At 57.4% G+C, this 24,331-nt stretch carries 23 protein-coding genes; 16 read left to right on the top strand and 7 right to left on the bottom strand.

All coding sequences use genetic code 11. From position 1 onward, the window contains the following. Positions 1–44 precede the first annotated feature (44 nt). Complete coding sequence (locus EUU25_RS13675; protein WP_158901859.1) at positions 45–1,565, top strand: acyl-CoA carboxylase subunit beta; 1,521 nt, start codon at positions 45–47, stop codon at positions 1,563–1,565. Positions 1,566–1,582: 17 nt separating this feature from the next. On the opposite strand, the gene EUU25_RS13670 is transcribed toward EUU25_RS13675, so the two are convergent. The 4 genes from EUU25_RS13670 to EUU25_RS13655 form a co-directional block, all read right to left on the bottom strand. Continuing rightward, on the bottom strand, positions 1,583–1,837 hold the full coding sequence (locus EUU25_RS13670) for a hypothetical protein (RefSeq protein WP_158901857.1): 255 nt from the start codon (positions 1,835–1,837) through the stop codon (positions 1,583–1,585). A 63-nt stretch (positions 1,838–1,900) separates the two neighbouring features. Beyond that, entirely contained in the window at positions 1,901–2,110 is a 210-nt protein-coding gene (locus EUU25_RS13665) for a type II toxin-antitoxin system antitoxin (protein ID WP_158901855.1), read from the bottom strand. 10 nt (positions 2,111–2,120) lie between these two features. Then, positions 2,121–3,026 (bottom strand): SPFH domain-containing protein, encoded by a 906-nt coding sequence (locus tag EUU25_RS13660; protein WP_158901853.1) that lies wholly within the window; start codon positions 3,024–3,026, stop codon positions 2,121–2,123. Positions 3,027–3,102: 76 nt separating this feature from the next. Next, positions 3,103–4,194, bottom strand: coding sequence for a helix-turn-helix transcriptional regulator (locus EUU25_RS13655; RefSeq protein ID WP_187351276.1), 1,092 nt, complete (start codon positions 4,192–4,194; stop codon positions 3,103–3,105). An 89-nt stretch (positions 4,195–4,283) separates the two neighbouring features. Here EUU25_RS13655 and cysD point away from each other — a divergent pair, with 89 nt between their 5' ends. The 13 genes from cysD (at position 4,284) to EUU25_RS13590 (ending at position 16,608) form a co-directional block, all read left to right on the top strand. Then, a complete protein-coding gene (gene cysD / locus EUU25_RS13650; protein ID WP_158901851.1) occupies positions 4,284–5,198 on the top strand; it encodes a sulfate adenylyltransferase subunit CysD in 915 nt (304 codons plus the stop codon). Further along, entirely contained in the window at positions 5,198–7,114 is a 1,917-nt protein-coding gene (cysN, locus tag EUU25_RS13645) for a sulfate adenylyltransferase subunit CysN (protein ID WP_158901849.1), read from the top strand. Before cysD ends, cysN begins: the two co-directional genes overlap by 1 nt. Positions 7,115–7,122: 8 nt before the next feature. Next, positions 7,123–7,854, top strand: coding sequence for a 3'(2'),5'-bisphosphate nucleotidase CysQ (locus EUU25_RS13640; protein ID WP_158901847.1), 732 nt, complete (start codon positions 7,123–7,125; stop codon positions 7,852–7,854). 41 nt (positions 7,855–7,895) lie between these two features. Further along, positions 7,896–8,597, top strand: coding sequence for a Crp/Fnr family transcriptional regulator (locus EUU25_RS13635; protein ID WP_158901845.1), 702 nt, complete (start codon positions 7,896–7,898; stop codon positions 8,595–8,597). 100 nt (positions 8,598–8,697) lie between these two features. Further along, positions 8,698–10,356 (top strand): cytochrome-c oxidase, cbb3-type subunit I, encoded by a 1,659-nt coding sequence (ccoN, locus tag EUU25_RS13630; protein ID WP_158901843.1) that lies wholly within the window; start codon positions 8,698–8,700, stop codon positions 10,354–10,356. A gap of 12 nt (positions 10,357–10,368) precedes the next feature. Beyond that, positions 10,369–11,115, top strand: a complete 747-nt coding sequence (gene ccoO, locus EUU25_RS13625; protein WP_158901841.1) for a cytochrome-c oxidase, cbb3-type subunit II — start codon at positions 10,369–10,371, stop codon at positions 11,113–11,115. Next, positions 11,112–11,270, top strand: a complete 159-nt coding sequence (locus tag EUU25_RS13620) for a cbb3-type cytochrome oxidase subunit 3 (protein WP_158901839.1) — start codon at positions 11,112–11,114, stop codon at positions 11,268–11,270. The genes ccoO and EUU25_RS13620 overlap by 4 nt, the downstream gene beginning before the upstream one ends. Continuing rightward, positions 11,263–12,195 (top strand): cytochrome-c oxidase, cbb3-type subunit III, encoded by a 933-nt coding sequence (gene ccoP, locus EUU25_RS13615; protein WP_158901837.1) that lies wholly within the window; start codon positions 11,263–11,265, stop codon positions 12,193–12,195. Before EUU25_RS13620 ends, ccoP begins: the two co-directional genes overlap by 8 nt. Further along, positions 12,182–13,639 carry a cytochrome c oxidase accessory protein CcoG gene (ccoG, locus tag EUU25_RS13610; protein WP_158901835.1) on the top strand — a complete coding sequence of 486 codons (1,458 nt, stop codon included), beginning with the start codon at positions 12,182–12,184 and terminating at the stop codon, positions 13,637–13,639. The genes ccoP and ccoG overlap by 14 nt, the downstream gene beginning before the upstream one ends. Next, positions 13,636–14,103, top strand: a complete 468-nt coding sequence (locus EUU25_RS13605; protein WP_158901833.1) for a FixH family protein — start codon at positions 13,636–13,638, stop codon at positions 14,101–14,103. The genes ccoG and EUU25_RS13605 overlap by 4 nt, the downstream gene beginning before the upstream one ends. Beyond that, a complete protein-coding gene (locus tag EUU25_RS13600) occupies positions 14,094–16,229 on the top strand; it encodes a heavy metal translocating P-type ATPase (RefSeq protein ID WP_425505219.1) in 2,136 nt (711 codons plus the stop codon). Before EUU25_RS13605 ends, EUU25_RS13600 begins: the two co-directional genes overlap by 10 nt. Next, positions 16,226–16,375 (top strand): cbb3-type cytochrome oxidase assembly protein CcoS, encoded by a 150-nt coding sequence (gene ccoS / locus EUU25_RS13595; protein ID WP_158901829.1) that lies wholly within the window; start codon positions 16,226–16,228, stop codon positions 16,373–16,375. The genes EUU25_RS13600 and ccoS overlap by 4 nt, the downstream gene beginning before the upstream one ends. Next, on the top strand, positions 16,372–16,608 hold the full coding sequence (locus EUU25_RS13590; RefSeq protein WP_158901827.1) for a hypothetical protein: 237 nt from the start codon (positions 16,372–16,374) through the stop codon (positions 16,606–16,608). Before ccoS ends, EUU25_RS13590 begins: the two co-directional genes overlap by 4 nt. A gap of 82 nt (positions 16,609–16,690) precedes the next feature. On the opposite strand, the gene EUU25_RS13585 is transcribed toward EUU25_RS13590, so the two are convergent. After that, positions 16,691–17,356, bottom strand: a complete 666-nt coding sequence (locus EUU25_RS13585; protein WP_158901825.1) for an OmpW/AlkL family protein — start codon at positions 17,354–17,356, stop codon at positions 16,691–16,693. Positions 17,357–17,468: 112 nt separating this feature from the next. On the opposite strand from EUU25_RS13585, the gene hemN reads away from it, so the two are divergent. Beyond that, entirely contained in the window at positions 17,469–18,785 is a 1,317-nt protein-coding gene (gene hemN, locus EUU25_RS13580; RefSeq protein WP_158901823.1) for an oxygen-independent coproporphyrinogen III oxidase, read from the top strand. Here the strand turns inward: hemN and EUU25_RS13575 are convergent. Continuing rightward, positions 18,782–20,083, bottom strand: coding sequence for a UDP-glucose dehydrogenase family protein (locus EUU25_RS13575; RefSeq protein ID WP_158901821.1), 1,302 nt, complete (start codon positions 20,081–20,083; stop codon positions 18,782–18,784). The genes hemN and EUU25_RS13575 overlap by 4 nt on opposite strands. Before the next feature lie 237 nt (positions 20,084–20,320). Further along, positions 20,321–21,535 (bottom strand): S8 family serine peptidase, encoded by a 1,215-nt coding sequence (locus EUU25_RS13570; protein WP_158901819.1) that lies wholly within the window; start codon positions 21,533–21,535, stop codon positions 20,321–20,323. Positions 21,536–21,999: 464 nt separating this feature from the next. On the opposite strand from EUU25_RS13570, the gene EUU25_RS13565 reads away from it, so the two are divergent. After that, complete coding sequence (locus EUU25_RS13565) at positions 22,000–24,318, top strand: GumC family protein (RefSeq protein WP_158901817.1); 2,319 nt, start codon at positions 22,000–22,002, stop codon at positions 24,316–24,318. The last annotated feature ends 13 nt before the right edge of the window (positions 24,319–24,331 follow it).

Raw genomic sequence — 24,331 nt, 5'->3', positions numbered from 1 at the left:
TCAGGCTGGGCGGGCCGCAAATCGTCCGTTGCGAAGGACACCGCATGAGCTGGGAAAAAGAAGTCGAAGATATCCGCCGTCGGGAGGCATTGGCCGAGAATATGGGCGGCATGGAGAAGGTGGCGCGCCAGCATGGGCAGGGGAAGCTCGACGCGCGCGAACGGATCCGGCGGCTGCTCGATACCGACAGCTTTCGCGAGATCGGCAAGATTGCCGGACGGGGCAGCTATGATGATACAGGCGAACTGACCGACTTTGCCGCCTCCAACTTCATCTTCGGACGAGGGCGGATAGACGGACGGCCTGTAGTCGCAACCGCCGACGACTTCACTGTCCGCGGCGGGGCGGCGGATGCGGCATTGCACCGCAAATTCGTGCAGGCAGAAAAAATGGCGCACGAGATGCGCCTGCCCCTGATCCGTATGATCGACGGAACCGGAGGTGGAGGGTCGGTCAAAAGCCTCGAGGATATGGGTTTCACCTATGTGCCCGTCACGCCGGGGTGGGAGGATATTGTCACCAATCTGGAAACCGTTCCTGTCGTCGCGCTGGCGCTTGGTCCCACAGCCGGCATGGGCGCCGCGCGCACGGTTGCGAGCCATTATTCCATCATGGTCAAAGGCCTGTCCCAGTTGTTCGCCGCCGGACCGGTGGTCGCAGCCCAGATCGGCGAAGCGCTGTCGAAGGAGGAGTTGGGCGGCTCTGAGATCCATACCCGCAATGGGGTCGTCGACGAGGAAGTGGCGAGCGAGGATGAAGCCTTCGCTGTTGCCCGCCGATTTCTATCCTATCTGCCGCCGTCAGTCGATCGGCTAGCCGAGCGGACGGTCAGCTCCGACCCGGTAGAACGGCGCGAAGAGAAATTGCTATCTATCGTCCCGCGCGATGAAAAGCAGGTCTATTCCATGCGGGCCGTCATGACCGCAGTGTTCGATCAGCACAGCGTCTTTGAAATGGGCAAACGTTGGGGCCGCGCGGCGATTACCGCTTTTGCCCGGCTGGACGGATGGCCGGTCGCCGTGCTCGCATCCGATCCGACATATCTTGGCGGCTCTTGGGAGGCGCTGACGAGCCAGAAGGTGAAGCGCTTCGTCGAACTCGCTGAACGGTTTCGCCTGCCGGTTGTCCATCTGGTCGACAATCCCGGTTTCATGATCGGGCTGGAGGCGGAGCGGACAGGCACGATCCGCTACGGCGTTGAAGCAATGAACGCGGTCTACAAGGCGAGGATACCCTGGACATCGGTCATCATCCGCCGCGCCTATGGTATTGCAGGGAGCGCGATGTCGAACGGGGAGCGTTTCCAGTACCGCTTTGCCTGGCCATCAGGCGATTGGGGAAGCCTACCCATCGCGGGCGGACTGGAGGCGGCGTATAAGTCCGAAATAGCCGCCTCTGCGGACCCTGCCGCCAAGCTTGCGGAGATCAAGGCGCGGCTGGACGCTGTGACGTCCCCCTTCCGCACCGCGGAGAAATTCAATGTCGAGGATATCATCGATCCACGCGACACCCGGCCCCTATTGTGCGAATTTGCCGATTTGGCATGGCGACGATTAGGGGCATGATGACCTAAATCGCGAGGTCAATCCTTGCCATTACGCCATTTCCAGCCACCCTCGGTGCGGGCGGCATATATTGGCATTGGTCCAAGCGCGACCACCAGGACCAAAGGTAACATGACAAGCGGACGTTCCGCCAGAAATAGCGAAATACCCAATAAGACCGCCATATGGGAAAGCAGCAAAACCCATCCCTGCCATTTGAACGGAAGCCCCGCACCGTAACCAAAACGCTTGGCCCGGAACCATGGGCCTTCTTCCATGAAATGATGCAGCATTTTCTTCAGCCTTTCATCCAAATCTGTCTTCTTGGGTGCAAATTGCCACCCGCCAGACCCAAGCTAGCTTGAGCCCGCTTCCTTCGGCGGACGCCCGCGCTTGGGCGCTTCGCTAACCCCGACCTTGACCCCGCGCCGGGCCAGCGCCTCTCGCAGAAGCACCTCTATTTCGGCGTTGGCGCTCCGGAAATCGGCCGCCGCCGTCCGCTCGACCGCCGCGAAAAGCGCGGGGTCGATGCGAAGCGGAAAGGCCTTTTTCGGAGGAGCGCCCAAGCCGTTATCCTTAGCTGTACAGCGTGCCGGTATTTACGACCGGCTGCGTGTCGCGTTCACCGCACAGCACGACCATCAGGTTGGACACCATCGCTGCCCGCCGCTCATCATCCAGTTCGACCACATTTTTGGCCGACAGCATTTCCAGCGCCATTTCGACCATGCCGACTGCACCTTCGACCAAAGTCTTGCGCGCGGCCACGACGGCTTCGGCCTGTTGACGGCGCAACATGGCCCCGGCGATTTCTTGCGCATAAGCAAGATGTGTGAAGCCGCACTCGTCGACGGTAATACCCGCCACCGCCAGCCGCGCCATCAACTCGGCGCGCAGTTCGGCTCCGACCTGATCATGATTGCCGCGCAAGGTGACCTCCTGGTGGGTGAAATCATCATAAGGGTAACGCGCGCCTATGGTCCGCACCGCAGCTTCGATCTGCGCCAGAACGAAAGCTTTATAATCATCAACATCGAACAGCGCCTGCGCCGTGTCGGTCACACGCCAGACAACTTGCGCCGCCATCTCGATCGGGTTGCCGCGCAGATCATTGACCTTGATCTTCTCCGAAATCAGGTTGTTTGCGCGCAGCGAGATTTTCGCCTTACCCATCCATGGCCAGACCCAGCGGAGACCTTCATTACGGTCGGTCCCTTTATAGGCACCGAACAAGGTAATCGCGACGCCTTGGTTAGGCTGGATCATGTAAAAGCCAGCCGAAAGCAGGAAGAACAGGAATAGCGACCCTATGAGCCCCATGAAGTCGGTCGCTGCCGCGTTGTCACCGCCTTCAATGACCCCGACCAGGGACCAAATGCCATAACCCAGAAAGGCGAGCATCAGCAAAAGAGCGAGATAGCCGCTAAATCCGCCTGCGCGCGCTTCGCGGCTAGCGTTCAAAGTTGTAACCGGTTCCGTCATTAAAACCTCCCATTAAATATGATATCATATTTATATCATTTCACAGGAGTCGCAAGCAAAATCGGAATCCAGTTATTCAACTGATTGCGAGGACACTGGTCAGAATGATCCGCACCAATTCTGCATGGCCCCGCGCTCCAGTTTTGGCATATATTTTTTTCGAATAGTTGCGCGCCGTTTCGACCGTAAGGCCCAGCGCGTCGGCTGCCTCGGATATGCTGGTCGCTTGGGCCAGCATCCAAGCGAGCCGCGCTTCGCTTGGCAAAAGTCCGAACAGATCGACAAGCTGGTCGCATCGATCAGCCTGTGAGCGGCGGTCTCCGCTGATATAGACAATCGCAACAGGCGTCCTGCTGCCGGCAAAGTTGGGACTTTGATGTGGTGTGACCAGCATTTCGACCCATGGGTCCTTGCTGAGATTAAATGCCTGTGGCCGGGCATCACTATTGGCGGCGAAACTTTTCACCAATGCAGTCAGAGCCCGGTCTATGGCAGGAGAAGCGGGAACCAGCCGGTCATAACGGCCGCGGCGGAGAGCGCCGCCCCATTGAAACAGCTGATCCAGATTGTCGGTCGCATCTATGATATGACATCCGGCATCCAGCGACAGCCATCCCATCTTCAGCCGGTCAAAAGCCTGGCCCGTGATGGAAGAGCGGAATCGTTCACGTTCAAGTGCCGCATGGCTGCGCAGGGCAATTTGCAGATGTGGTGCCAGGGCAGTCAGCAATGCGCTGGTTGCTGAACCGATATTTTTTCCGCCCGAACACAAGAGCCACAGGTCCAGTCCACCGGGCTCCGTGACCCGGATGGCACGCAGTTGTTTGAAAGGTTCTGGGTTGTTGGCAAGCGGGGGGATATCAACCCGCCTTGTTTCAGCAAGTTCCAGCAACTCGTCCTGCGCATAGACGCGATTGGGGCGCATCGACCGAAACGCAATGACATCCCCGATTCGCCGGCCTCCTTCCGGCAACATGCTTTCTTCGAGCACTATCGCGTTACCCGCCGACAGTTCGATGATGCGCTCCTCGTCGGAAGGCTGAAAGAGCAGTTTGACAGTATCAGAGCCGGTTTTGGCAAGTAACTTGTTAAGAAATCCACGCCATAGGGGCGTTTCGAACATCCCTTCATAAAGCGATTGCAACAGGCTGTCATCGTCGGTGCGCATCGCTGCACTATATCCTCCCATATGGGAGGTTCAAGTCGCGTTTTTGACGGGCAAGTGATTCGACAACAGATTAAGGAGCTAACGTAGCGATGGCGCGCATATTGACCCATTTGGAACGACTGGAAGCCGAGAGCATTCACATCATGCGCGAGGTAGTCGCTGAGTCCGAACGGCCCGTAATGCTCTATTCGGTCGGCAAGGACAGTGCGGTCATGCTGCATCTTGCGCGCAAGGCGTTTTACCCATCGCCGCCGCCCTTTCCGCTGCTGCACGTCGATACCACCTGGAAATTTCAGGATATGTACAAGCTGCGCGACCAGATGGCCAAAGAGAGCGGCATGGAACTGCTCGTGTATCAAAATCAGGAAGCCATGGACCGGGGCATTAACCCGTTCGATCACGGCCCGCTGCACACCGATATGTGGAAGACAGAAGGCCTGAAATTGGCACTCGACCATTATGGTTTCGACGCTGCCTTTGGTGGCGCGCGGCGTGACGAGGAAAAGAGCCGCGCCAAGGAACGCATTTTCTCGTTCCGCACGGCTACCCATGGCTGGGACCCCAAGAACCAGCGGCCCGAATTGTGGAATCTCTACAATGCCCGCAAGACCAAGGGCGAAAGCATCCGGATTTTCCCGATCTCCAACTGGACCGAGCTGGACATCTGGCAATATATTCATTTGAACGACATACCCATTGTTCCGCTCTATTTCAGCGCGAAGCGGCCTACTTATGAATATCAGGGCCAGTTGTTCATGGCCGACGATATCGAGCGCCTGGAACGTGTGATGGGCAAGCGTCCCGAAATCACCGAGCGTTCGATCCGTTTCCGCACTTTGGGTTGCTTCCCTTTGACCGGTGCGGTCGAGAGTGATGCAAAGACCTTGCCCGAGGTCATTCAGGAAATGCTGTTGACCACCACGTCCGAACGTCAGGGCCGGGTCATCGACAAGGATGGCGGCGACGCCAGCATGGAAAAGAAGAAGCAGGAAGGTTATTTCTGATGTCGGAAGCAGATACCATCTACAAGACCGACGCCCTTATCGCCGAGGATATCGACGCTTATCTCGAAACGCACCAGCATAAAAGCCTACTGCGCTTCATCACCTGCGGCAGTGTCGACGACGGCAAATCAACCCTGATCGGGCGGTTGCTTTATGATTCCAAGATGATCTTTGAAGATCAGTTGGAAGCGTTGCAGGCCGACAGCAAGCGTGTCGGCACCCAGGGCCAGGAAATCGATTTTGCATTGCTGGTCGATGGCCTCGCCGCCGAGCGCGAGCAAGGCATCACCATCGACGTCGCCTATCGCTTCTTTGCCACCGAAAAGCGCAAATTCATCGTCGCCGATTGTCCGGGCCATGAACAATATACTCGGAACATGGTGACCGGTGCTTCCACCGCGGACCTCGCGATCCTTTTGGTTGATGCACGCAAGGGCGTTATCGTCCAGACGCGGCGCCATGCCTATCTGGCGCACCTGATCGGTGTGAAAAACATCGTTCTGGCGGTCAACAAGATGGACCTGATCGGCTATGATCAGGAACGCTATAATTCCATTTGCGACGACTTCCGCGCCTTTGTGCGCGAGGCCGGCATCAGCGAGAATTTCACCTGCATTCCCATTTCGGGTCTTGCCGGCGACAATATCACATCGCGCTCTGCCAACACGCCCTGGTATAGCGGCGATACATTGATGGAGCATTTGGAAACCGTCGAGCTCAACAATACCGACGACCAAAGCAAGGCCTTCCGCCTTCCCGTCCAATGGGTGAACCGTCCCAATCTCGACTTCCGTGGCTTTTCGGGCCTGATTTCGACCGGCTCGGTAAAGCCGGGCGACGCCATCCGCGTGTTGCCGTCGGGCAAAACTTCGACCGTCACCAAAATCGTGACGCTGGAAGGCGAACTGGAAGAAGCTGTCGCCGGACAGTCCGTTACCATATGCTTTGCGGACGAAGTTGACTGTTCGCGCGGCAATGTGATTGCCACGGCTGACAATCCGCCCGAAGTATCCGACCAGTTTGAAACCACCATCGTCTGGATGGATGACGATCCCCTGCATGTCGGACGTTCTTATTGGCTGAAGCTTGGAACGCAGATGGTTTCTGCAACGGTGCAGCAGCCCAAATATACTGTCAATGTGAACACGATGGAGCATCTGGCGGCAAAGACGCTCGAACTGAACGCCATCGGGGTTGCCGAGCTTGCCACCGACAAGCCCATCGTTTTTGAACCCTATACCGACAGCCGCGCTTTGGGCGGGTTCATCCTGATCGACAAGATCACCAACCGCACGGTGGGTGCAGGCATGCTGCACTTCAGCTTGCGCCGCGCGCAGAATGTGCACTGGCAAGCGACTGACATCGGCCGTGAGGAACATGCCAATCTGAAGAACCAGAAGCCCCGTGTTCTCTGGTTCACCGGTTTGTCGGGTTCAGGCAAATCGACCATTGCCAATGAAGTTGAAAAACGCCTGAACCTGATGAACCGCCACACCTTCCTGCTGGACGGTGACAATGTGCGCCACGGCCTGAACAAGGATCTGGGTTTCACCGAAGCTGACCGGATTGAAAACATCCGGCGCGTTGGCGAAGTCGCGAAGCTGATGACGGACGCGGGACTTATTGTCCTGACCGCTTTCATTTCGCCCTTCCGTGCCGAACGCGACATGGTCCGCGCCATGATGCCCGAAGGCGAGTTTGTCGAAATCTTCGTCGATACGCCGCTTGAGGTTGCCGAAGAACGTGACGTGAAAGGCCTCTACAAAAAGGCGCGAAGCGGGGCGTTGAAGAATTTCACGGGTATCGACAGCCCCTATGAGGCACCGTTCAATCCCGAAATTCGCGTCAACACGGTCGAGATGACAGCGGCAGATGCTGCTGAACATATCATCCGTCTCCTGATGCCCCTGAAGTGAGGATGGAGATGAACGACAGCGAATTAGCAGCGCATCTGGCAGATGTAGCAGGACGATTGTTACTGGAGGTGCGGGCATCTGGCCTGCTCAGCCTGAAGGCATTGGGGAAGGCTGGCGACCAGACCGCGAACCAGTTCCTGTGCCACGCGCTACGCGAACAGCGGCCCGATGACGGTTTGTTATCCGAAGAAGAAAAGGATAGTGCCGACCGCCTGTCCAAATCCCGCGTGTGGATCATCGATCCCGTCGATGGCACACGTGAATATGGGGAAGAACGAACGGATTGGGCCGTGCATGTCGCGCTTGCCATCGACGGGGTTCCAACCATCGGCGCGGTTGCGTTGCCCGGACTTGATCTTGTGCTTCGGACAGACCAGCCACAGCCTTTGCCACCCGCCGCTGAAAAGCCCCGGATGCTGGTTAGCCGTACCCGGCCTGCTGCAGAAGCCGTGGCGGTTGCCGAGAAAATCGGAGCCGAGCTTGTCCCCATGGGCAGCGCAGGCGCGAAGGCAATGGCAGTTGTCCGCGGGGAGGCGGAAATTTATCTGCACACCGGCGGCCAATATGAATGGGACAGCTGTGCGCCCGCAGCCGTTGCCGCTGCTTATGGGCTGCACATCAGCCGGGTCGACGGTAGTCCGCTGGTCTACAACCAAGCTGATGTCTATATGCCCGATCTGCTGATTTGCCGCCCCGAATGGGCCGAACCTGTGCTGGGGCTGGTCCGCGACGCCATTTAAATCGGTTTGTCACATCATCGTAAAGTTGCTACCCAGCCAATATGAGCGATTGTGCGCAATGTGTTGTACGTAACCGGGCCATTTGTTCGGGGTTGAGCCCCGATGAACTTTTGGCTCTCGGCCAAAAAGGCCGCAAGCAGACCGTAAAGCGGGGGCAGACGCTTGTTTGGGAGGGAGATGACTCGCTCGTTGTAGCAAATGTCATTTCCGGTGTTCTTAAACTCAGCGTTTCGACCGCAGACGGCCGTGAACAGATTGTCGGCATCGTTTTTCCATCCGATTTCATCGGCCGGCCATTCGGCAAGGAAAGCCCCTACAGCGTAACCGCGCTGAGCGACGCCGAAGTGTGCGTCTTCCACCGCTCGACATTCGACCAGTTCGCGCGCGAGCATCCCGAATTGCAGCATAAGCTACTCCAGCGCACGCTGATCGAATTGGACGATGCGCGGCAATGGATGATGCTGCTGGGTAAGAAAACCGCCGAAGAACGCATCGCCACATTGCTCCTCCGCATATCCGAACGGCTGAGTGCGGACGGATGCACCGGACCGTTGCTCAATCTGGACGAATTTGAGCTGCCAATGGACCGCCAGCAAATGGCCGACATACTCGGTCTTACCATCGAAACGGTCAGCCGCCAGTTGACGCGTATCAAGTCCAGCGGCGTAATAGCGCTCCCCGACCGGCGGCGAGTCGTGATCCATGACCGCCAGGCGTTGCTGGATCTCGCGGAAGCCGCATAAATCCTATCTTTGCCTTTCTTGACCTAGGTCAATGATCGGACTTCCCAAATAGACCATCGCAAACCCGAGCCGCACATAGTTCTGCGGTCGGGGAACGATTATGGATATTCTTTTAACACGCGTTGGAGTGTGGTTTTTTGTCGCGGTCATGGCCTTTGCCGCCATGGCGCTGGGGGCTGACCAGGCTTATTCGGTCCATATGGGCATTATCTGCCTTGCCGCGTTGATTGCGATGGCGGCATCGATGAACCGCTTTGATTTTCTGACGCAAAAATTTCCGACATTAAGCGGCGCCGCCGTTGCATCGCATTATGATGATGACCCGATCCGGTGGGGAGCCATTGCGACCCTGTTCTGGGGTATTGCGGGTTTTCTGGTCGGGCTGATCATCGCGCTGCAGCTCGCTTTCCCTGTCCTGAACTTCAATCTGGAGTTTACGACATTCGGCCGTTTAAGGCCGCTGCACACCTCTGCGGTGATTTTCGCATTTGGAGGCAATGCGCTGATCGCGACGAGTTTCTACGTCGTCCAGCGCACTTGCCGGGCGAGACTCGCCTTCCCCGGTCTCGCCCGTTTTGTTTTCTGGGGCTATCAGCTGTTCATCGTGCTGGCGGCCACAGGCTATCTGATGGGTGTGACCGAGGGTAAGGAATATGCCGAGCCCGAATGGTATGTTGACCTGTGGCTGACGGTCGTCTGGGTCAGCTATCTGGCGGTTTTTGTCGGCACGATCGTGAAGCGCAAAGAGCCGCACATCTATGTCGCCAACTGGTTCTATCTGAGCTTCATCATCACCGTGGCCATGCTGCATCTGGTCAACAATCTGTCCATGCCGGTCAGCATCTTCGGCTCGAAAAGCTACAGCGCCTTTGCAGGGGTGCAGGATGCTCTGACCCAATGGTGGTACGGCCACAACGCCGTCGGCTTCTTCCTGACCGCCGGCTTCCTTGCGATGATGTACTATTTTGTACCCAAGCAAGCAGAACGCCCAGTCTATTCCTATCGCCTGTCGATCGTCCATTTCTGGTCGCTGATCTTCCTCTACATCTGGGCAGGACCGCATCATCTGCATTACACCGCGCTCCCTGACTGGGCGCAGACGCTTGGCATGGTGTTCTCGGTCGTGCTCTGGATGCCCAGCTGGGGCGGGATGATCAACGGCCTGATGACGCTCAACGGTGCCTGGGACAAGATCCGCACCGACCCCATCATCCGCATGATGGTCATGGCCCTCGCCTTCTACGGCATGAGCACCTTTGAAGGACCAATGCTGTCCATCAAGGCCGTGAATAGCCTGTCGCATTATACCGACTGGACCATCGGCCATGTGCATAGCGGCGCGCTCGGCTGGAATGGTATGATCACCTTTGCCTGCCTCTACTATCTGTTCCCACGTCTGTGGAACCGTGAACGGATGTACTCGCTGCGGATGATCAACTGGCATTTCTGGCTCTCCACGCTCGGCATCGTTTTCTACGCCTCTGCCATGTGGGTATCGGGCATCATGCAAGGCCTGATGTGGCGCGAATATGGAGCCGACGGCTATCTCGTCTACTCCTTTGCCGAGACGGTCGCCGCGATGTTCCCCATGTACCTCATCCGGGCCTTTGGTGGACTGCTCTATCTCTCGGGTGCGCTCGTCATGGTCTTCAACGTGTGGATGACGGTCGCTGGCAAAATCCGTGTCGAAAAGCCGATGACCGAAACGCCCCATAATCCTGAAGCTGACCGGCCCTATGTCGCCGTTCCGGCTGAATAAGGAGCACCCCTAATGACAAGCTCATCCAAAACCGGAACCTTCAGCCACAAGAATCTGGAGCGTAACGTAAGCCTACTCGGCCTGTGCGCACTGGGCGCTGTGGCGATTGGCGGCATCGTGGAGATCGCCCCGCTTTTCTGGATCGATTCCACCGTGGAAAAGGTGGAGGGCGTGCGCCCCTATACCCCGCTCGAACTGACCGGCCGCAACATCTACATCCGCGAAGGTTGCTATGTCTGCCACAGCCAGATGGTCCGCCCATTCCGTGACGAGGTAGAACGCTATGGCCCCTATAGCTTGGCGGCAGAGAGCATGTACGACCACCCCTTCCAATGGGGATCGAAACGGACAGGGCCTGATCTGGCTCGGGTCGGTGGCCGTTATTCTGACGAATGGCACCGCGCCCATTTGAAAGACCCACGCAGTGTAGTGCCCGAATCCATCATGCCGCCCTACGCCTTTCTGGCCGAGCGGCCGGTGCGCGCAGGCCAGATGTCTGGCCATCTCACCGCCCTTTCACGGGTAGGCGTACCCTATAGCAAGGAAGCCATCAAAGAGGCCGATACCGATCTGATGGCGCAGGCAGACCCCAATGCCGACGTCGCAGCTTTTCAGGCGCGTTACCCCAAGGCGCAGGTTCGCGATTATGACGGAAACCCTGCCAAAGTGACCGAAATGGACGCTGTGGTGGCCTATTTGCAAATGCTGGGAACGCTGGTCGATCACCAAAAGGCCAAACCCTTTGAGCAACCACGATGAATTACAACGATCTTCGCCACTTTGCAGACAGTTGGGGTCTGGTGGTGATGGGGGTGATCTTCCTCATCCTTATCGCCTGGCCCTTTCGCAAAGCGAACCGGCAACGAAACGAAGACGCTGCCACCATGATTTTCAGGGACGATGACAATGGCTGAGAATAAACGCATCGATGCACCAACCGGAACGCAAACCGTCGGACATGAATGGGATGGCATTGAGGAACTCGATACCCCCATGCCGCGCTGGTGGGTCTTTACCTTCTGGGCCTGTATCCTGTGGGGGATCGGCTATATCGTCCTTTTCCCCGCCATCCCGTTGCTCAACGGATCGACGCCTGGCCTTTGGAACTGGTCAAGCCGGGGGGAATTGGAACAACAGATGAAGGCCGAAACACTGCGGCGCGCCCCCATTACCAACGCGCTTGCGGCCATTCCTGTTGAACAGCTCGCCGGAAATGAAAAACTGTATCAGGCTGCGATCGAAGGTGGCCGGGCTGCATTCAAGGTGCATTGTGTGCAGTGCCATGGCTCTGGTGCTGCCGGGTCCCAAGGCTATCCCAATCTCAACGATGATGACTGGCTGTGGGGCGGCGATTTGCCTGCTATCCATTACACCCTGACCCATGGCATCCGTCAGCCGGACCATGAAGAAACACGCTTTTCGCAAATGCCTGCCTTTGGCGGAGTCTTGAGCGGTGGCGAAATCGACGCCGTCGCGACCTATGTCCAGACATTGTCGGGCAAAGCCAAGCCCAGCGCGCAATCTGCGGCTGGTGCAACCTTGTTCGCAAATAACTGCTCATCTTGCCACGGAACCGATGGCAAAGGCATGCGCGAATTTGGCGCTCCGAACCTGACAGATGGCATCTGGCTCTATGGCGGCGACATTGCGAGCATCAAGACCACGGTTGCCAAAGCACGTTATGGCGTAATGCCGCGCTGGAACAACCGTTTGGATCCTGTAACGATCAAGATGCTGGCGGCATATGTCCATTCGCTGGGCGGTGGTGAAGCTAATGCGGCATCTGCACCGGCAGCGGTCCCCGACCCGGAAAAGGTCGCCGCCAATGTCCAGCCCTGAAGACCTGACCGGCCCCAAACAACCGCTCTACCAAGCGCGCAAAGGCGTTTATCCCAAGGCGGTCGATGGATTTTACCGTCGCCTGAAATGGGCGATCATGGCGGTTACGCTGGCGATCTACTACATCACGCCGTGGATACGCTGGGACAGGGGCGCCTACGCCCCGGATCAGGCGGTCCTCGTCGATCTGGCCAACCGGCGTTTCTACATGTTCCAGATCGAAATCTGGCCACATGAATTTTACTATGTGGTGGGCCTGCTGGTTATGGCCGGAATTGGCCTGTTTCTGGTCACGAGTGCTGTGGGGCGCGCCTGGTGCGGCTATAGCTGTCCGCAGACGGTCTGGACCGATCTGTTCCAGCATGTCGAACGGTTTATCGATGGTGATCGCAATGCCCAGTTGCGTCTGGAAAAGGCATCTTGGGGAGCCGAAAAAATTGCAAAGCGGCTGAGCAAATGGTCAGTCTGGCTCTTCATTGCTTTCTGGACCGGCGGCGCCTGGATCATGTACTTCGCCGATGCGCCGACACTCGTCCGCGACTTCTGGTCGGGTAACGCAGCACCTGTTGCCTACGCCACAGTGGGCATCCTGACCGCAACGACCTTTATCTTTGGCGGATTCATGCGGGAACAGGTCTGCATTTACATGTGCCCGTGGCCACGCATCCAGACCGCCATGATGGACGAAAAGTCCCTGCTGGTTACCTATAAGGATTGGCGCGGGGAAAAGCGCGGTAGCCTGAAAGCCGCGCAAGCCGATCCAGCCGCGTTTGGCGACTGCATCGACTGCAACCAATGTGTGGCGGTGTGCCCGACGGGTATCGATATCCGTGAAGGACCACAGATCGGGTGCATCACCTGCGCACTGTGCATCGATGCCTGTGACAAGGTGATGGCACAGGTTGGAAAACCGCGCGGCCTGATCGATTATTGCACGCTGGACGATGCCGACATCGAAAAGAAAGGGGGCACCGGAAAGCCGGTTCTCAAGACCTTGTTCCGTCCGCGCACGATCATCTATTTCGGCATCTGGTCGGCCATTGGCCTCGCTATGCTGTTTACCCTGGGGCAGCGCACACGGCTCGATCTTGCCGTGCAGCATGATCGCAATCCCGTTTATGTACAATTGTCGGACGGGACGATCCGGAACAATTACACGCTCAAAATCCGCAACATGCAGGCCCGGCCGCGTATCGTCGATATCTACATCGAAGGTCTCCCCGGTGCGCAAGTCTGGACGGACGAAGGCGATCGCGCTTCAGCCCGGCAAAATGTCAATTTCGCCGTCGACCCCGATGCGGTCCACAAAGTGCGGCTGTTCATCGCGGCGCCCGCCAAAGGTCCCGCCCGCACGGAATTCCAGATAAGCGCCCGCGCCCGCACAGGCGATGAACGGGGCGACAGCGACACCCTGATATTCGAACGCCCGAAGGATGACCAATGAGTATTGCTAAACCACGCATCTTTACCGGCTGGCACATGACAACAATATTGGTCAGCTTTTTTGCCGTTGTCATGGCCGTCAATTTCACCATGGCCCGTATGGCCATCAGCACCTTTGGCGGAACCGTCGTCGATAACAGCTATGTTGCCAGCCAGAATTACAACATATGGCTGAACGCCGCCGACCGGCAGGAACGGCTTGGCTGGCAAGTTGTGGCGCGTTTGGACAGCGAAAGGCACATCCGCGTGTCTGTCGAGAAAAATGGCGCCGCTCTGGACGGTGTCCGGGCAAGCGGGGATGCCTTGCATCCCTTGGGACGCAAGGAAGACCAAGCCCTTACTTTCGTCACCGTTGGTGACGGCGAATTGCGATCGAAAGAAGCTTTGCCGCAAGGACGATGGAATGTGCAGCTCGCGCTGCGCAAAAACGCCGACATCTTCCATGTGCGGGAGCCATTGCAGTGACCGCCACTACGCCAAACCGCGATCCTGTTCTGCTTCCCCAGACGGAGTTTGCTGTACCGGGTGTGCGCTGTGCCGGATGCATATCCAAATTGGAAAATGGTCTGGCGCTTAATCCTGGCATCGCTGCTGCCCGGGTCAACTTTACCGCTAAACGGGTGTCGATCACCCATCTGCCCGATATGACTTTGCCGCAGCTTGTCAAAATCCTGGGCGACATTGGATTTGAAGCCGTTCCCATAACAGGGGATGTTATAGACGGGACGCAGCAGGAATCGCGGCAGATGTTGCAGGCAATGGCGGTTGCCGGATTTGCCATGATGAACATCATGCTTCTGTCGGTATCGGTATGGTCAGGGGCGCAAGGGTTCACGCGGGACCTGTTCCACTGGATTTCGGCTCTGATCGCGTTGCCGACAGTGGCTTATGCCGGTCGCCCCTTTTTTCGCTCGGCCTGGGCTGCCTTGCGCAAAGGGCGCACCAATATGGATGTGCCTATATCGATAGGCGTCCTGATTACGACTGCGCTCAGCCTGTTCGAAACCTTCACCCATGGCCCGCACGCCTATTTTGACGGCGTTGTCATGCTGCTTTTCTTCCTCCTCACGGGCCGCTGGCTTGATGTGGTGATGCGCAGCCGTGCGCGCGACGGGGTCAGCGCCTTGCTAAAGCAAACGGCGTCCGGCGCGATGGTTTTGGATAAGGATGGAAAGACCCGCTGGGTAGAAGCCAGGGCGCTTTCCATCGGGATGAACATGATCGTGGCTGCGGGCGAACGCGTTGCTGCCGACGGGATCATTGTCAAAGGAAATAGCAGTTTCGATCTCTCCTTACTGACGGGAGAGTCTGCACCGCAGATGGCGCACGAGGGCGACAGCATTCATGCAGGGACGCTTAACATCGACAGTCCCGTGACCATATCCGTCACCGCCACCGGACCCGATACCGCCATCGCCGACATCGCCCGGCTGATGGAACAGGCGGGGCAGAGCAAATCACTCTATGTACGTGTCGCCGACCGGGCGGCACGCCTCTACGCTCCCGCTGTACATACATTGGCAGCGGTCAGTTTTCTGGGTTGGATGTTGGCCGGTGCTGGCTGGCATGAAAGCTTGCTAGTGGCGGTCGCTGTATTGATCATTACCTGCCCCTGCGCACTGGGGCTCGCTGTTCCGGCGGCGCAGATTGTGGTCGCCGGCGCGTTAATGCGCGCAGGCATATTGGTCAAAGACGGCAGCGCGCTCGAACGGCTTGCCGAGATAGACCGCGCCATGTTTGACAAAACGGGGACACTCACCCTGGGACGTCCCGAACCGGTCAATCTTGACGATGCGAATGGCGAACAGAGGTCCATATTACTCGCACTCGCACGCGCCAGCCGCCATCCATTGTCCGAGGCGATACGCCGCACACTGGAAGGTGCCGGGACGAGTGCCGCGTCGCTCACTAACATCCGGGAAATTGCAGGGTCAGGTGTCTACGCCATGGCGGGAACATGCGAAGTGTCCTTGGGCCGGCCCGACTTTGATATGGCGAGTGCGGGCATGGCTGCTCAATTGTTGGTTGCAGGTCAGCCCCCCTTCACCGTCCACTTCACCGATCAGGTGCGCAGCGCCGCCGCCGAGACGATCACCGAGCTTGCGCAATTGGGGATTGAATCAGCCATTTTATCGGGCGACCGCGCAAGCGCCGTTGCGCCAGTGGCGCGGATGCTGGGGCTGACGGCACAGACGGGCATGCTGCCCGAAGACAAGCTGGACGCCATTGCCCGGCAGAAAAGGGCGGGGCATCATGTCCTGATGGTCGGGGACGGCCTTAACGACGGACCGGCGCTGGCGGCAGGTCACGCCTCTATCGCACCCGCATCGGCGAGTGATGTCGGGCAAAATGCCGCGGATGTTGTTTTCCTGGGCGACGCCCTGACCCCTGTCGCGACCGCTGTGCGTGCCGCGCGCCGGACGCAGCAGATTGTGCGGCAGAACTTCGGTCTTGCCATTGGCTATAATGTCATCGCTGTGCCGCTGGCTATTTCCGGCCATGTCACGCCATTGATCGCGGCGGCAGCAATGTCCGGATCGTCGCTGATTGTCGTTGCGAACGCGCTGCGCCTGCGGGCGGTGGTCCAATGACCGGTCTTGCCTTGCTGATCCCGGTGGCGCTGGGGCTTGGCCTTCTGGGCCTTGGCTCCTTTTTCTGGTCGTTGAAAAATGGACAGTTTGACGATGCCGACGGGGCAGCTTTACGGATATTGATTGATGAGGAAGACCCGCTGTGAAGCGTATGGCTGCTCTTTTGGCGATTGCCATATTGGTCATCCCGCCCCTTCCGGCGCAAGGCAAGACGCTGACCGTCGGCGTGTGCGGACAGCCCGGCGTGCGGGTGTCGATTCCTGTAAAGCAACCTCACCCCGGTGAAGGCGATGATCATGGTTGCTGCAAAAAAGGCTGCCATGCGGCCAACGACCGGCGGAAAAAGCTGAACGACAGCGACCCGGAAGACTGCTGCTGAGCATTAAAAAAGGCGGCGCCTCCCCCCGGAAGCGCCGCCTTACGCGGGGCGGCCAATGACCCTTGGCCGCCCTGCGCGTCTCTTAAATGCGGAAGCCCACCCCTACACCGACCACGATTGGATCAAGGCTGATCTTCACGCGCTGCGTGCCGATGGCGGTTGTCGCCAAGCGCGCCGTCGTATCGATGTCGATATATTTCACGTCAAAGTTCAGGAACATCTTCTCGTTCAGATCGATATCGATCCCCGCCTGCGCGGCCCAGCCGAAGCTGTCTTTCAAATTGACGTCGGTCTGGCCCACAGCCGTTTCGAGACCGGCCGACGGCTTTTCGGAATAGAAGATCGTGTAGTTCACGCCCGCGCCAACATAGGGGCGCACTTTGGCTTCCGGGGCAAAATGATATTGCACGGTCAATGTGGGCGGCAGCACCCAGGTGGATGCAAGTTTGCCGATACCGCCTGTCGTGCCGCTTGTACCCGAAGCATTATGCTTGGTGGTCGCAGCAATGAGCTCCAGCCCCACATTGTCGCTGACCATATGGGTGATGTCGACTTCGGGCATTACGCTGTTGTTGACCTTTACCTCTTCGGTGGGAAAGGCCGGCAATATGGGGCCCGAACTTTCGGTCGGCGCAACCATGATACCGCGTATACGGATGAAGGTGTCGCCTGCCTCGGCATGGGCTGCGCTGGTCCCCAAGGCCATGGCCACCACCAGCATGCTTGTTTTCAGGGAGAGAGATTTCATGTCAATTTCCTTATGCTGACCTTGTTGTCAGTAGGGTCATATTGCTGCGTCCAAATTTAAAGTCTTTGACGCAGATCAAGGTCTTGCCGCGGACGGGAATTATGAAGGTGGCATGTGGCCATATTATCCCGAACTGCTCAGCAGACCCGTGCCCCGCTACACCAGCTACCCAACCGCTGCGGAATTCCATGAGGGCGTCGGTCCGGATGACTATGCGAGGGCATTGCGCAATGTCGCCCCGGGAACACCGCTCTCCTTATATTTGCACATCCCCTTTTGTGAGCAGATCTGCTGGTATTGCGGCTGCAACACCGGAGCAGCGTCCAAAGCGCAACGTCTTGCGGCCTATCTTGATGCGCTGGAGGCTGAGCTGGCATTGGTTGCCAAATATATCGGCGGACGGGGTTTTGTGCAGCGAATCGCCTTTGGCGGCGGAAGTCCGAATGCCCTTTCAACGGTCGAATTCGTGCGCTTGCTGGACCGCATCATCACTGTCTTTGCCGCTGGCCAGCCGGAAATCTCGGTAGAGATAGACCCGCGCGGATTTACGTCCGAATGGGCGCTGGTTATGGCCGCATCGAATGTCAGCCGCGTGAGCATGGGCGTCCAAACCTTCACCCCCCATGTTCAGGAAGCCATTGGCCGGGTGCAGCCCCTTGCGCTGATCGAAACCTGCGTTTCATCCCTGCGGTCACGCGGGATCAAGGCGATCAATTTCGACATGATGTACGGCTTGCCGCATCAGTCGCTGGAAGATGTGCGCGACAGCCTGAAGCAGGCCATCGCACTGCGTCCCACACGAATAGCGCTGTTCGGATATGCCCATCTGCCGTCGATGATCCCGCGACAACGGCGGATCGACACCGATGCCCTGCCAGACGCAAATCTAAGGTTCCAGCAATCCGCTTTAGGTTTCGATATGCTTGTTGAAGCGGGCTATGCGCCGATCGGCTTCGACCATTTCGCTCTCCCTGAAGATCCGCTGGCCATCGCCGCGAAAGCCGGGAAGGTACGGCGCAATTTTCAGGGATTTACCGAGGACAGCAACGAAACGCTGCTGGGCTTTGGGGCGAGTTCGATCAGCATGCTGCCCGGATTGCTCGTCCAGAATGAGAAGAATATTGGCGCCTATCGCGACCGGGTAAATGCTGGTGCGCTCGCCGCTTCGCGGGGTTTTGTACCCGATGCCGAGGACATGGAGCATAGCCGCTGGATCGAGCGGTTGTTATGCGACGGCCATGTCGAAGTGCGCGCCGATGCCCATCCCACAGGAGCATTGCAGCCCTTTGAAGAACGCGGCCTTGCCAAATGGCACGGGGATCAGCTTGTGATAGAAGACAGCGGCCGTCCCTACGCCCGCTGCATCGCCGCCGCCTTTGACCGATTTCGCCAATCGGACAAAATATTGGCGGCGTCGCAGGCGGTTTAGCGACCGATGCTGCTGTAACGGAAGCCGGCGGCCTCAATTTCGTTGCTGCGGTAAATATTCCGCAGATCAACCATCGCGTCACCGTTCATTGCCGAACGCAGTTTGGCAAGGTCGAGCGCGCGGTACGCATCCCATTCGGTTACCAACGCAACCGCATCTGCGCCTTCGGCAGCAGCATAGGCGCTGTCTGTCATGACGACTTCGGGGAGAATTTTCGATGCCTCTTCCATGCCTTCGGGATCATGGGCATGCACTTGCGCGCCTGCATCCAGCAAGGTCTGAACAATCGCGATCGACGGCGCATCACGCATGTCGTCGGTATTGGGTTTGAAAGTCAGGCCAAGCAGCGCGACTTTCTTGCCCCGCGCATCCCCGCCCAGGGCAGCGATAATCTTGCGACCCATGGCCCGCTTGCGAAGATCGTTTGCTTGAACGACGGCTTCAACAATGCGGACCGGACTATCGTTATCCTGAGCGGTTTTGAGCAGAGCAAGCGTATCCTTCGGGAAGCAGCTGCCGCCATAGCCCGGACCTGCGTGCAGAAATTTTGACCCGATACGATTGTCGAGTCCAATTCCGCGCGACACGTCCTGAACATTGGCGCCAAGCTTTTCGCAAAGGTCGGCCATTTCATTGATAAAGGTGATTTTGGTCGCCAAAAACGCGTTGGCGGCATATTTGATAAGCTCCGAAGAACGGCGGCTTGTAAAAAGAATAGGCGATTCATTGAGGAACAGTGGACGATAGATGGCGCGCATTGTTTCGCGGGCCCATTCAACATCGGTACCGACAACAATCCGGTCGGGACGCTTGAAGTCGCCAATGGCGGCGCCTTCGCGCAAAAATTCAGGGTTGGAAACGACGGCAAATTCCAGCGTGGGATTGGCTTCGCGGATGATCCGCTCCACTTCGTCTCCGGTGCCAACGGGCACGGTCGATTTGGTCACCACGACCGTCTTGGGATCAATCGCTGCGGCCAGTTCTTCCGAAGCTGCATAAACATAGCTGAGATCGGCATGGCCGTCGCCGCGACGCGAAGGCGTGCCTACGGCGATAAAGACCGCGTCACAGCCCTTCAGCGATGCCTTCAGATCGGTCGAGAAAGAAAGACGCTTCGCATCAACGTTGGTCTTTACCAGCATATCGAGACCCGGCTCGAAAATCGGCATGATATTGGCGTTGAGTTGGTCGATCTTGCGTGCGTCCTTGTCGACGCAGACAACGTCATGACCAAAGTCGGCGAAGCATGCGCCCGACACAAGGCCGACATAACCTGATCCTATCATCGCGATTTTCATACAAATTTCCTGGGAATAGCGTTTCGTTCGCCGCCTCAATATTTGGCGGGGACACAAACGGCAAGCCACTAAAAGGGATAATGGCCCGGTGACCAAAAGGGTATTCGGCACACCAAATGGCTTGCTTCATGGTTAAAAAAAGACCCCGAACGCAGTAACGCGCACGGAGCCCTTTCTTGAATGTATATCTGGCTGGTTCGGGGCGGACATTGTCCGGCCCCTACACCATCCAATTATTTAACGGACGCCGATGACGTCCGGATTGCCATCACGATCGCCTATCACAGTGCCGCCATTGCGGATGGGACCAACGAGCAGGAGCCCGGCAAGATGTGGTGTCGCCATCGACGTACCGCTGATGGTATTATAGCCACCGGCCAGCCATGTGGACCGGATGCCAACACCTGGTTCCGCAAAATCGACCGGCGGGTTGCCGAAGTTCGAGAATGACGCAAATACATCTCCCGTGCCAAAGGCCGACACCGTATAGATATTCGGCCCATTGGCTCGACCGGGCGAGCTGCTTGTGGCGTTGGTCGCTTCGTTTCCGGCTGCGAGTGCAAAGCGGATACCTTTGGCTGCTGCGGCAACTACGGCATTGTCCAATGCCTGACTGATCCCGCCACCCAAGCTCATATTGGCGACATCACCTGCGGCGCCATTTTGCGATACATAGTCGACACCGGCAATAACGCCCGAGGTTGAGCCGCTACCCTTTTTGTTGAGAACACGTACGGCAACAACCTTTGCACCCGGCGCGACGCCGACCACACCGATATTGTTGTTGATGGCCGCAATGGTGCCAGCAACATGGGTGCCGTGACCATTTTGGTCGTCAGGCGTCAGACCGGTAATGAAGCTGCGGCTGCGTGGGACATCGACGTTCAGATCGGGATGGTTCAGCTGGATGCCGGAATCAATGACCCAAGCCGTAGCAAAGGTGCCGTTAATACCACCGCCAACGCGTGTAATACCCCAAGGGGTCTGCTGAACGCCCGATGTAGGCGGTGGAGGGGGCGGAGGCGGAGGGGTCGGCCCTGGAGGCGGAGGAGGTGGTGGCGGCTTCACGCCGTCCTGGCCCTTGCTCGCGTTCACTTCACCCAAAGCATAAACAACCGTGCCACTTGCATCGAGCGGAGTAACCGAGACCACGCGGTCCTGTTCACAAAAGGCAATATCGCTGTTGCGCGTTTTCAAGCCATCGACACCCGTCTTGGTCATCTTGGCAGCAAACCCACGAACAGCATCGCGATATACCTGCTTCAACTGGCCACCGCCATCACGCACGGCGCGGTCGGCCTTTACGCCAACATCAGCTTTTGCAACGACATTGTTTTTGAACACGCAGATATAGCTATCTGCAATCGGATCGCCGTTCCGTTCGGCCGAAGCCGGACTGATGGCGATAACGGAAAAGGCAGCTAGTGCCGTTCCCAGATACAAACTCTTCATTACTGAAACCTCCCAGTTTGGATTTGCCGCCCGAGCGACGCACAGCAAATCTTACAGTATCTCGTCAAACCTAATGCAACACATATTAAGGTCAGGACGTTTGACGCCCCATAATTGAACACATTTGCGCGGCACTCAACGACAATATTCCATTAACCATTAGTTATTGCTGCCAGATGAATAGCGGTGACCGTCAAGTTCGAAGCACGCACTGCGTAAAAGCCGAAATTATCAAGAAAAAGGAGTCTTTTCGGCTCTGCTTTCGAACCGCCGGTTAATTGTTAACCTTGGCGTGGCAAAGCCATTGCTCAAAGGGGGTAGTCCAATAAAGACGCGCCATCCCCCCAATATCAATCGCCCCCGATAATAGAGGCACGCTATATCATCGGGGCGAACTGCTCGGTCGAGAAACGGCAATATTCTCAGGCTGCGGTACATAAAATGTTGAAAAAGAAGGTAATCTGATGTCTAATGCTATCATAAGCTCGAACCATTCCGGACAGGTCGGTTTTGCGCAAGGTCGCCCTACGACAGCCGGCCCGCAAAACTTCTCGACCGTAGATAGCTCTGGCATTGGTGAATTCACGAATGTCTTGCTCCGCCATAAGAAGCTTGTGCTCAGCATCATTGCCATCGTTACCTTGAGCGCCTTCATCTGGCAGATTACCCGCCCCACTCTCTACAGCTCTACTGTGTCAATGCAGGTCGAACTGATCGATGCCGTCGGTGTCAACCAGGCCGACGTGATGGCGAAGAACAACCAGCGTATTGCCAACGAAGTCAAACTGCACCGTTCACGCGCCGCAGCCGAAAAGGTTGTGCGCGACCTGGAGCTCTACGATCGCGCAGATTTCAAGAAAGATATGGGCAAAGATCCTGTCGGCGGAAAGAAGCAAAGAATCCGCAAGGCAGCGACCCGTTTGCTGGAAATGTCCGAAATCACCATGCAGGAAGGCTCGGACCTTGTGGAAATCACGGTAGAGTCACGGTCTGCCGAAATGGCCACATTGATTGCCAACCAATATCCGCTGTCGGTGCAGTCGATCCGCACGAAGAAGGCCGAAGAACGCAGTAAAGAGCTTTTGGCCTCACTGACCAAGAAACAGGAAGAGACAGCAAAAATTGCCGAAGAAACAGCAAAGGCAGTTTCCGATTTCCGTATTGCCAATGGCATGCTGGCCGGTGCAGCCGGGACCGAAGATCTCAGCCAGATCAACCGCATCCAAAGCGAAGCCATTTCCGCTTCGGCAATGAGCGCAGGTTCCTCGTCACGCAGCGCCGGTGTTGCAGCAGCAGCCGGGATACGCAGCATTGCCGGGGCCAGCAATGCCTCGACCCAAGCGCTGGAACGCCAAGAAGCCGATTTGACCACGCAGCTTGCAAGCAAGTCGGAAACCTATGGCAACAGCCACCCCGAAATCATCAGCTTATCGGCAACTCTGTCACGCGTCCGGCAAGATCTGGCCCGTGAACGTAGCCGCGCAGCATCGGATGCAGCGGCGGTTGCGGGTGCCGAAGGTGCCCGTATGGCGCAAATGGCCCGCAGCGATGCGTCGGGCGATGCGGCACGCGCCGGTCAATTGCGCGCGCAGCTCAATGCCCTCACCGGCAAGGCTTACAGCAACATCCGCAATGTGGTGGAACTGGAAACATTGTCGCGTCAGGCCGAACAGGCCGTGAAGGCGTATAACCAGATTACCGAGCGTGTTTCGGAAATTCGCGCCAAGAACCCGCTTGAAGGTGTGAACACCACCGTCGTGTCACCTGCATCGGTGAACGAAAAGCCCGTATCGCCGCAGCCGTTCAAGATTACCACAATGGCGCTTCTGGCATCGGCGGTTCTCGCCTTTCTTGTCGCCTTTGCCATCGACTTGTTTGACAACAAGCTGCGGAACTCAGCGCAAATCCGGAAGCTGTTCGGCTTGCCAACCTTTGGCATGCTGCCCTTTATCGAAGCGAATTTTGGCAGCAAGATCGAAGAAAGCCCGGTCCTGCGGGATCCACAATCGCTCTTTTCGGAAGTGGCACGTGCGGCCTATTTTGATGTCAACGCATTGAGCACGCCGAACCAGTGCCAAACCGTGCTGATTACCTCACCTTTGCCCGGCGACGGAAAGTCGGTGGTATCCGTTACCCTGGCGGCCGCCGCAATGGCGGTTGGCAAGCGCGTCGCGGTGATCGATCTCGATCTGCGCAAGACGGGCCTTATCCAACAAATGAAGCGGGCAGAAACGCCCGACCTGATCGAGATTTTGAAGGGTCATGTCGATTTTTCGAAAATCGCGCCGCCGATGCTGCCCAACGACAGCGACCTGGACCAGATCGACACGGAAACGGCCATCGACACCAGCCGGATTGCGCTGATCAGTGCGACCAAGCCGGTGGCGGAACCCGCCCGCCTGCTCGGGTCGCGCGCGCTGCAGGTTTTGCTCGCCGATCTCCGGAATAAATTCGACTTCATTGTCATCAACGCTCCTGCAACCCTCGCCGTCAAGGACGCGCGGACCATGTGCAGCTTTGCCGACCATACAGTTGTGGTTGCACGCTGGGGCAAGACGACCATTGACCAAATGAATGCGACGATGGAAATGCTGGGCATCAATCGCGTCGCGGGCGTTATCTTCGACCAGGTTAATTATGAAGAGCATGCGCGTGGACGCTATGGCGATGCCATCCAATATTATTGGGAATCGGCAAGCTATTATACCGACATCGGTCGGACCAAGTCCAAAATGCCCGCCTGGTTCAACCGGATGTTCGGCAAAAAATCCTATATCGACTGAATTGGGGCCAGTG

It is taken from the genome of Sphingorhabdus lacus (assembly GCF_009768975.1).
In the GTDB taxonomy this organism is placed as follows: domain Bacteria; phylum Pseudomonadota; class Alphaproteobacteria; order Sphingomonadales; family Sphingomonadaceae; genus Sphingorhabdus_B; species Sphingorhabdus_B lacus.
Note: the sequence above shows the minus strand (reverse complement) of the source record. Positions and strands in the feature narration are given on the sequence as shown.

What these genes read in the sequence shown, in the direction of transcription:
- ccoN (WP_158901843.1), top strand. Translation starts at nt 8,698, where the DNA reads ATGGATATTCTTTTAACACGCGTTGGAGTGTGGTTTTTTGTCGCGGTC.
- hemN (WP_158901823.1), top strand. Translation starts at nt 17,469, where the DNA reads ATGTGGCCATATTATCCCGAACTGCTCAGCAGACCCGTGCCCCGCTAC.
- ccoS (WP_158901829.1), top strand. Translation starts at nt 16,226, where the DNA reads ATGACCGGTCTTGCCTTGCTGATCCCGGTGGCGCTGGGGCTTGGCCTT.
- EUU25_RS13670 (WP_158901857.1), bottom strand. Translation starts at nt 1,837, where the DNA reads ATGCTGCATCATTTCATGGAAGAAGGCCCATGGTTCCGGGCCAAGCGT.
- EUU25_RS13675 (WP_158901859.1), top strand. Translation starts at nt 45, where the DNA reads ATGAGCTGGGAAAAAGAAGTCGAAGATATCCGCCGTCGGGAGGCATTG.
- EUU25_RS13565 (WP_158901817.1), top strand. Translation starts at nt 22,000, where the DNA reads ATGTCTAATGCTATCATAAGCTCGAACCATTCCGGACAGGTCGGTTTT.
- EUU25_RS13640 (WP_158901847.1), top strand. Translation starts at nt 7,123, where the DNA reads ATGAACGACAGCGAATTAGCAGCGCATCTGGCAGATGTAGCAGGACGA.
- EUU25_RS13585 (WP_158901825.1), bottom strand. Translation starts at nt 17,356, where the DNA reads ATGAAATCTCTCTCCCTGAAAACAAGCATGCTGGTGGTGGCCATGGCC.
- EUU25_RS13575 (WP_158901821.1), bottom strand. Translation starts at nt 20,083, where the DNA reads ATGAAAATCGCGATGATAGGATCAGGTTATGTCGGCCTTGTGTCGGGC.
- EUU25_RS13655 (WP_187351276.1), bottom strand. Translation starts at nt 4,194, where the DNA reads ATGCGCACCGACGATGACAGCCTGTTGCAATCGCTTTATGAAGGGATG.
- EUU25_RS13620 (WP_158901839.1), top strand. Translation starts at nt 11,112, where the DNA reads ATGAATTACAACGATCTTCGCCACTTTGCAGACAGTTGGGGTCTGGTG.
- cysD (WP_158901851.1), top strand. Translation starts at nt 4,284, where the DNA reads ATGGCGCGCATATTGACCCATTTGGAACGACTGGAAGCCGAGAGCATT.
- ccoO (WP_158901841.1), top strand. Translation starts at nt 10,369, where the DNA reads ATGACAAGCTCATCCAAAACCGGAACCTTCAGCCACAAGAATCTGGAG.
- EUU25_RS13635 (WP_158901845.1), top strand. Translation starts at nt 7,896, where the DNA reads ATGAGCGATTGTGCGCAATGTGTTGTACGTAACCGGGCCATTTGTTCG.
- EUU25_RS13605 (WP_158901833.1), top strand. Translation starts at nt 13,636, where the DNA reads ATGAGTATTGCTAAACCACGCATCTTTACCGGCTGGCACATGACAACA.
- EUU25_RS13570 (WP_158901819.1), bottom strand. Translation starts at nt 21,535, where the DNA reads ATGAAGAGTTTGTATCTGGGAACGGCACTAGCTGCCTTTTCCGTTATC.
- ccoP (WP_158901837.1), top strand. Translation starts at nt 11,263, where the DNA reads ATGGCTGAGAATAAACGCATCGATGCACCAACCGGAACGCAAACCGTC.
- EUU25_RS13660 (WP_158901853.1), bottom strand. Translation starts at nt 3,026, where the DNA reads ATGACGGAACCGGTTACAACTTTGAACGCTAGCCGCGAAGCGCGCGCA.
- cysN (WP_158901849.1), top strand. Translation starts at nt 5,198, where the DNA reads ATGTCGGAAGCAGATACCATCTACAAGACCGACGCCCTTATCGCCGAG.
- ccoG (WP_158901835.1), top strand. Translation starts at nt 12,182, where the DNA reads ATGTCCAGCCCTGAAGACCTGACCGGCCCCAAACAACCGCTCTACCAA.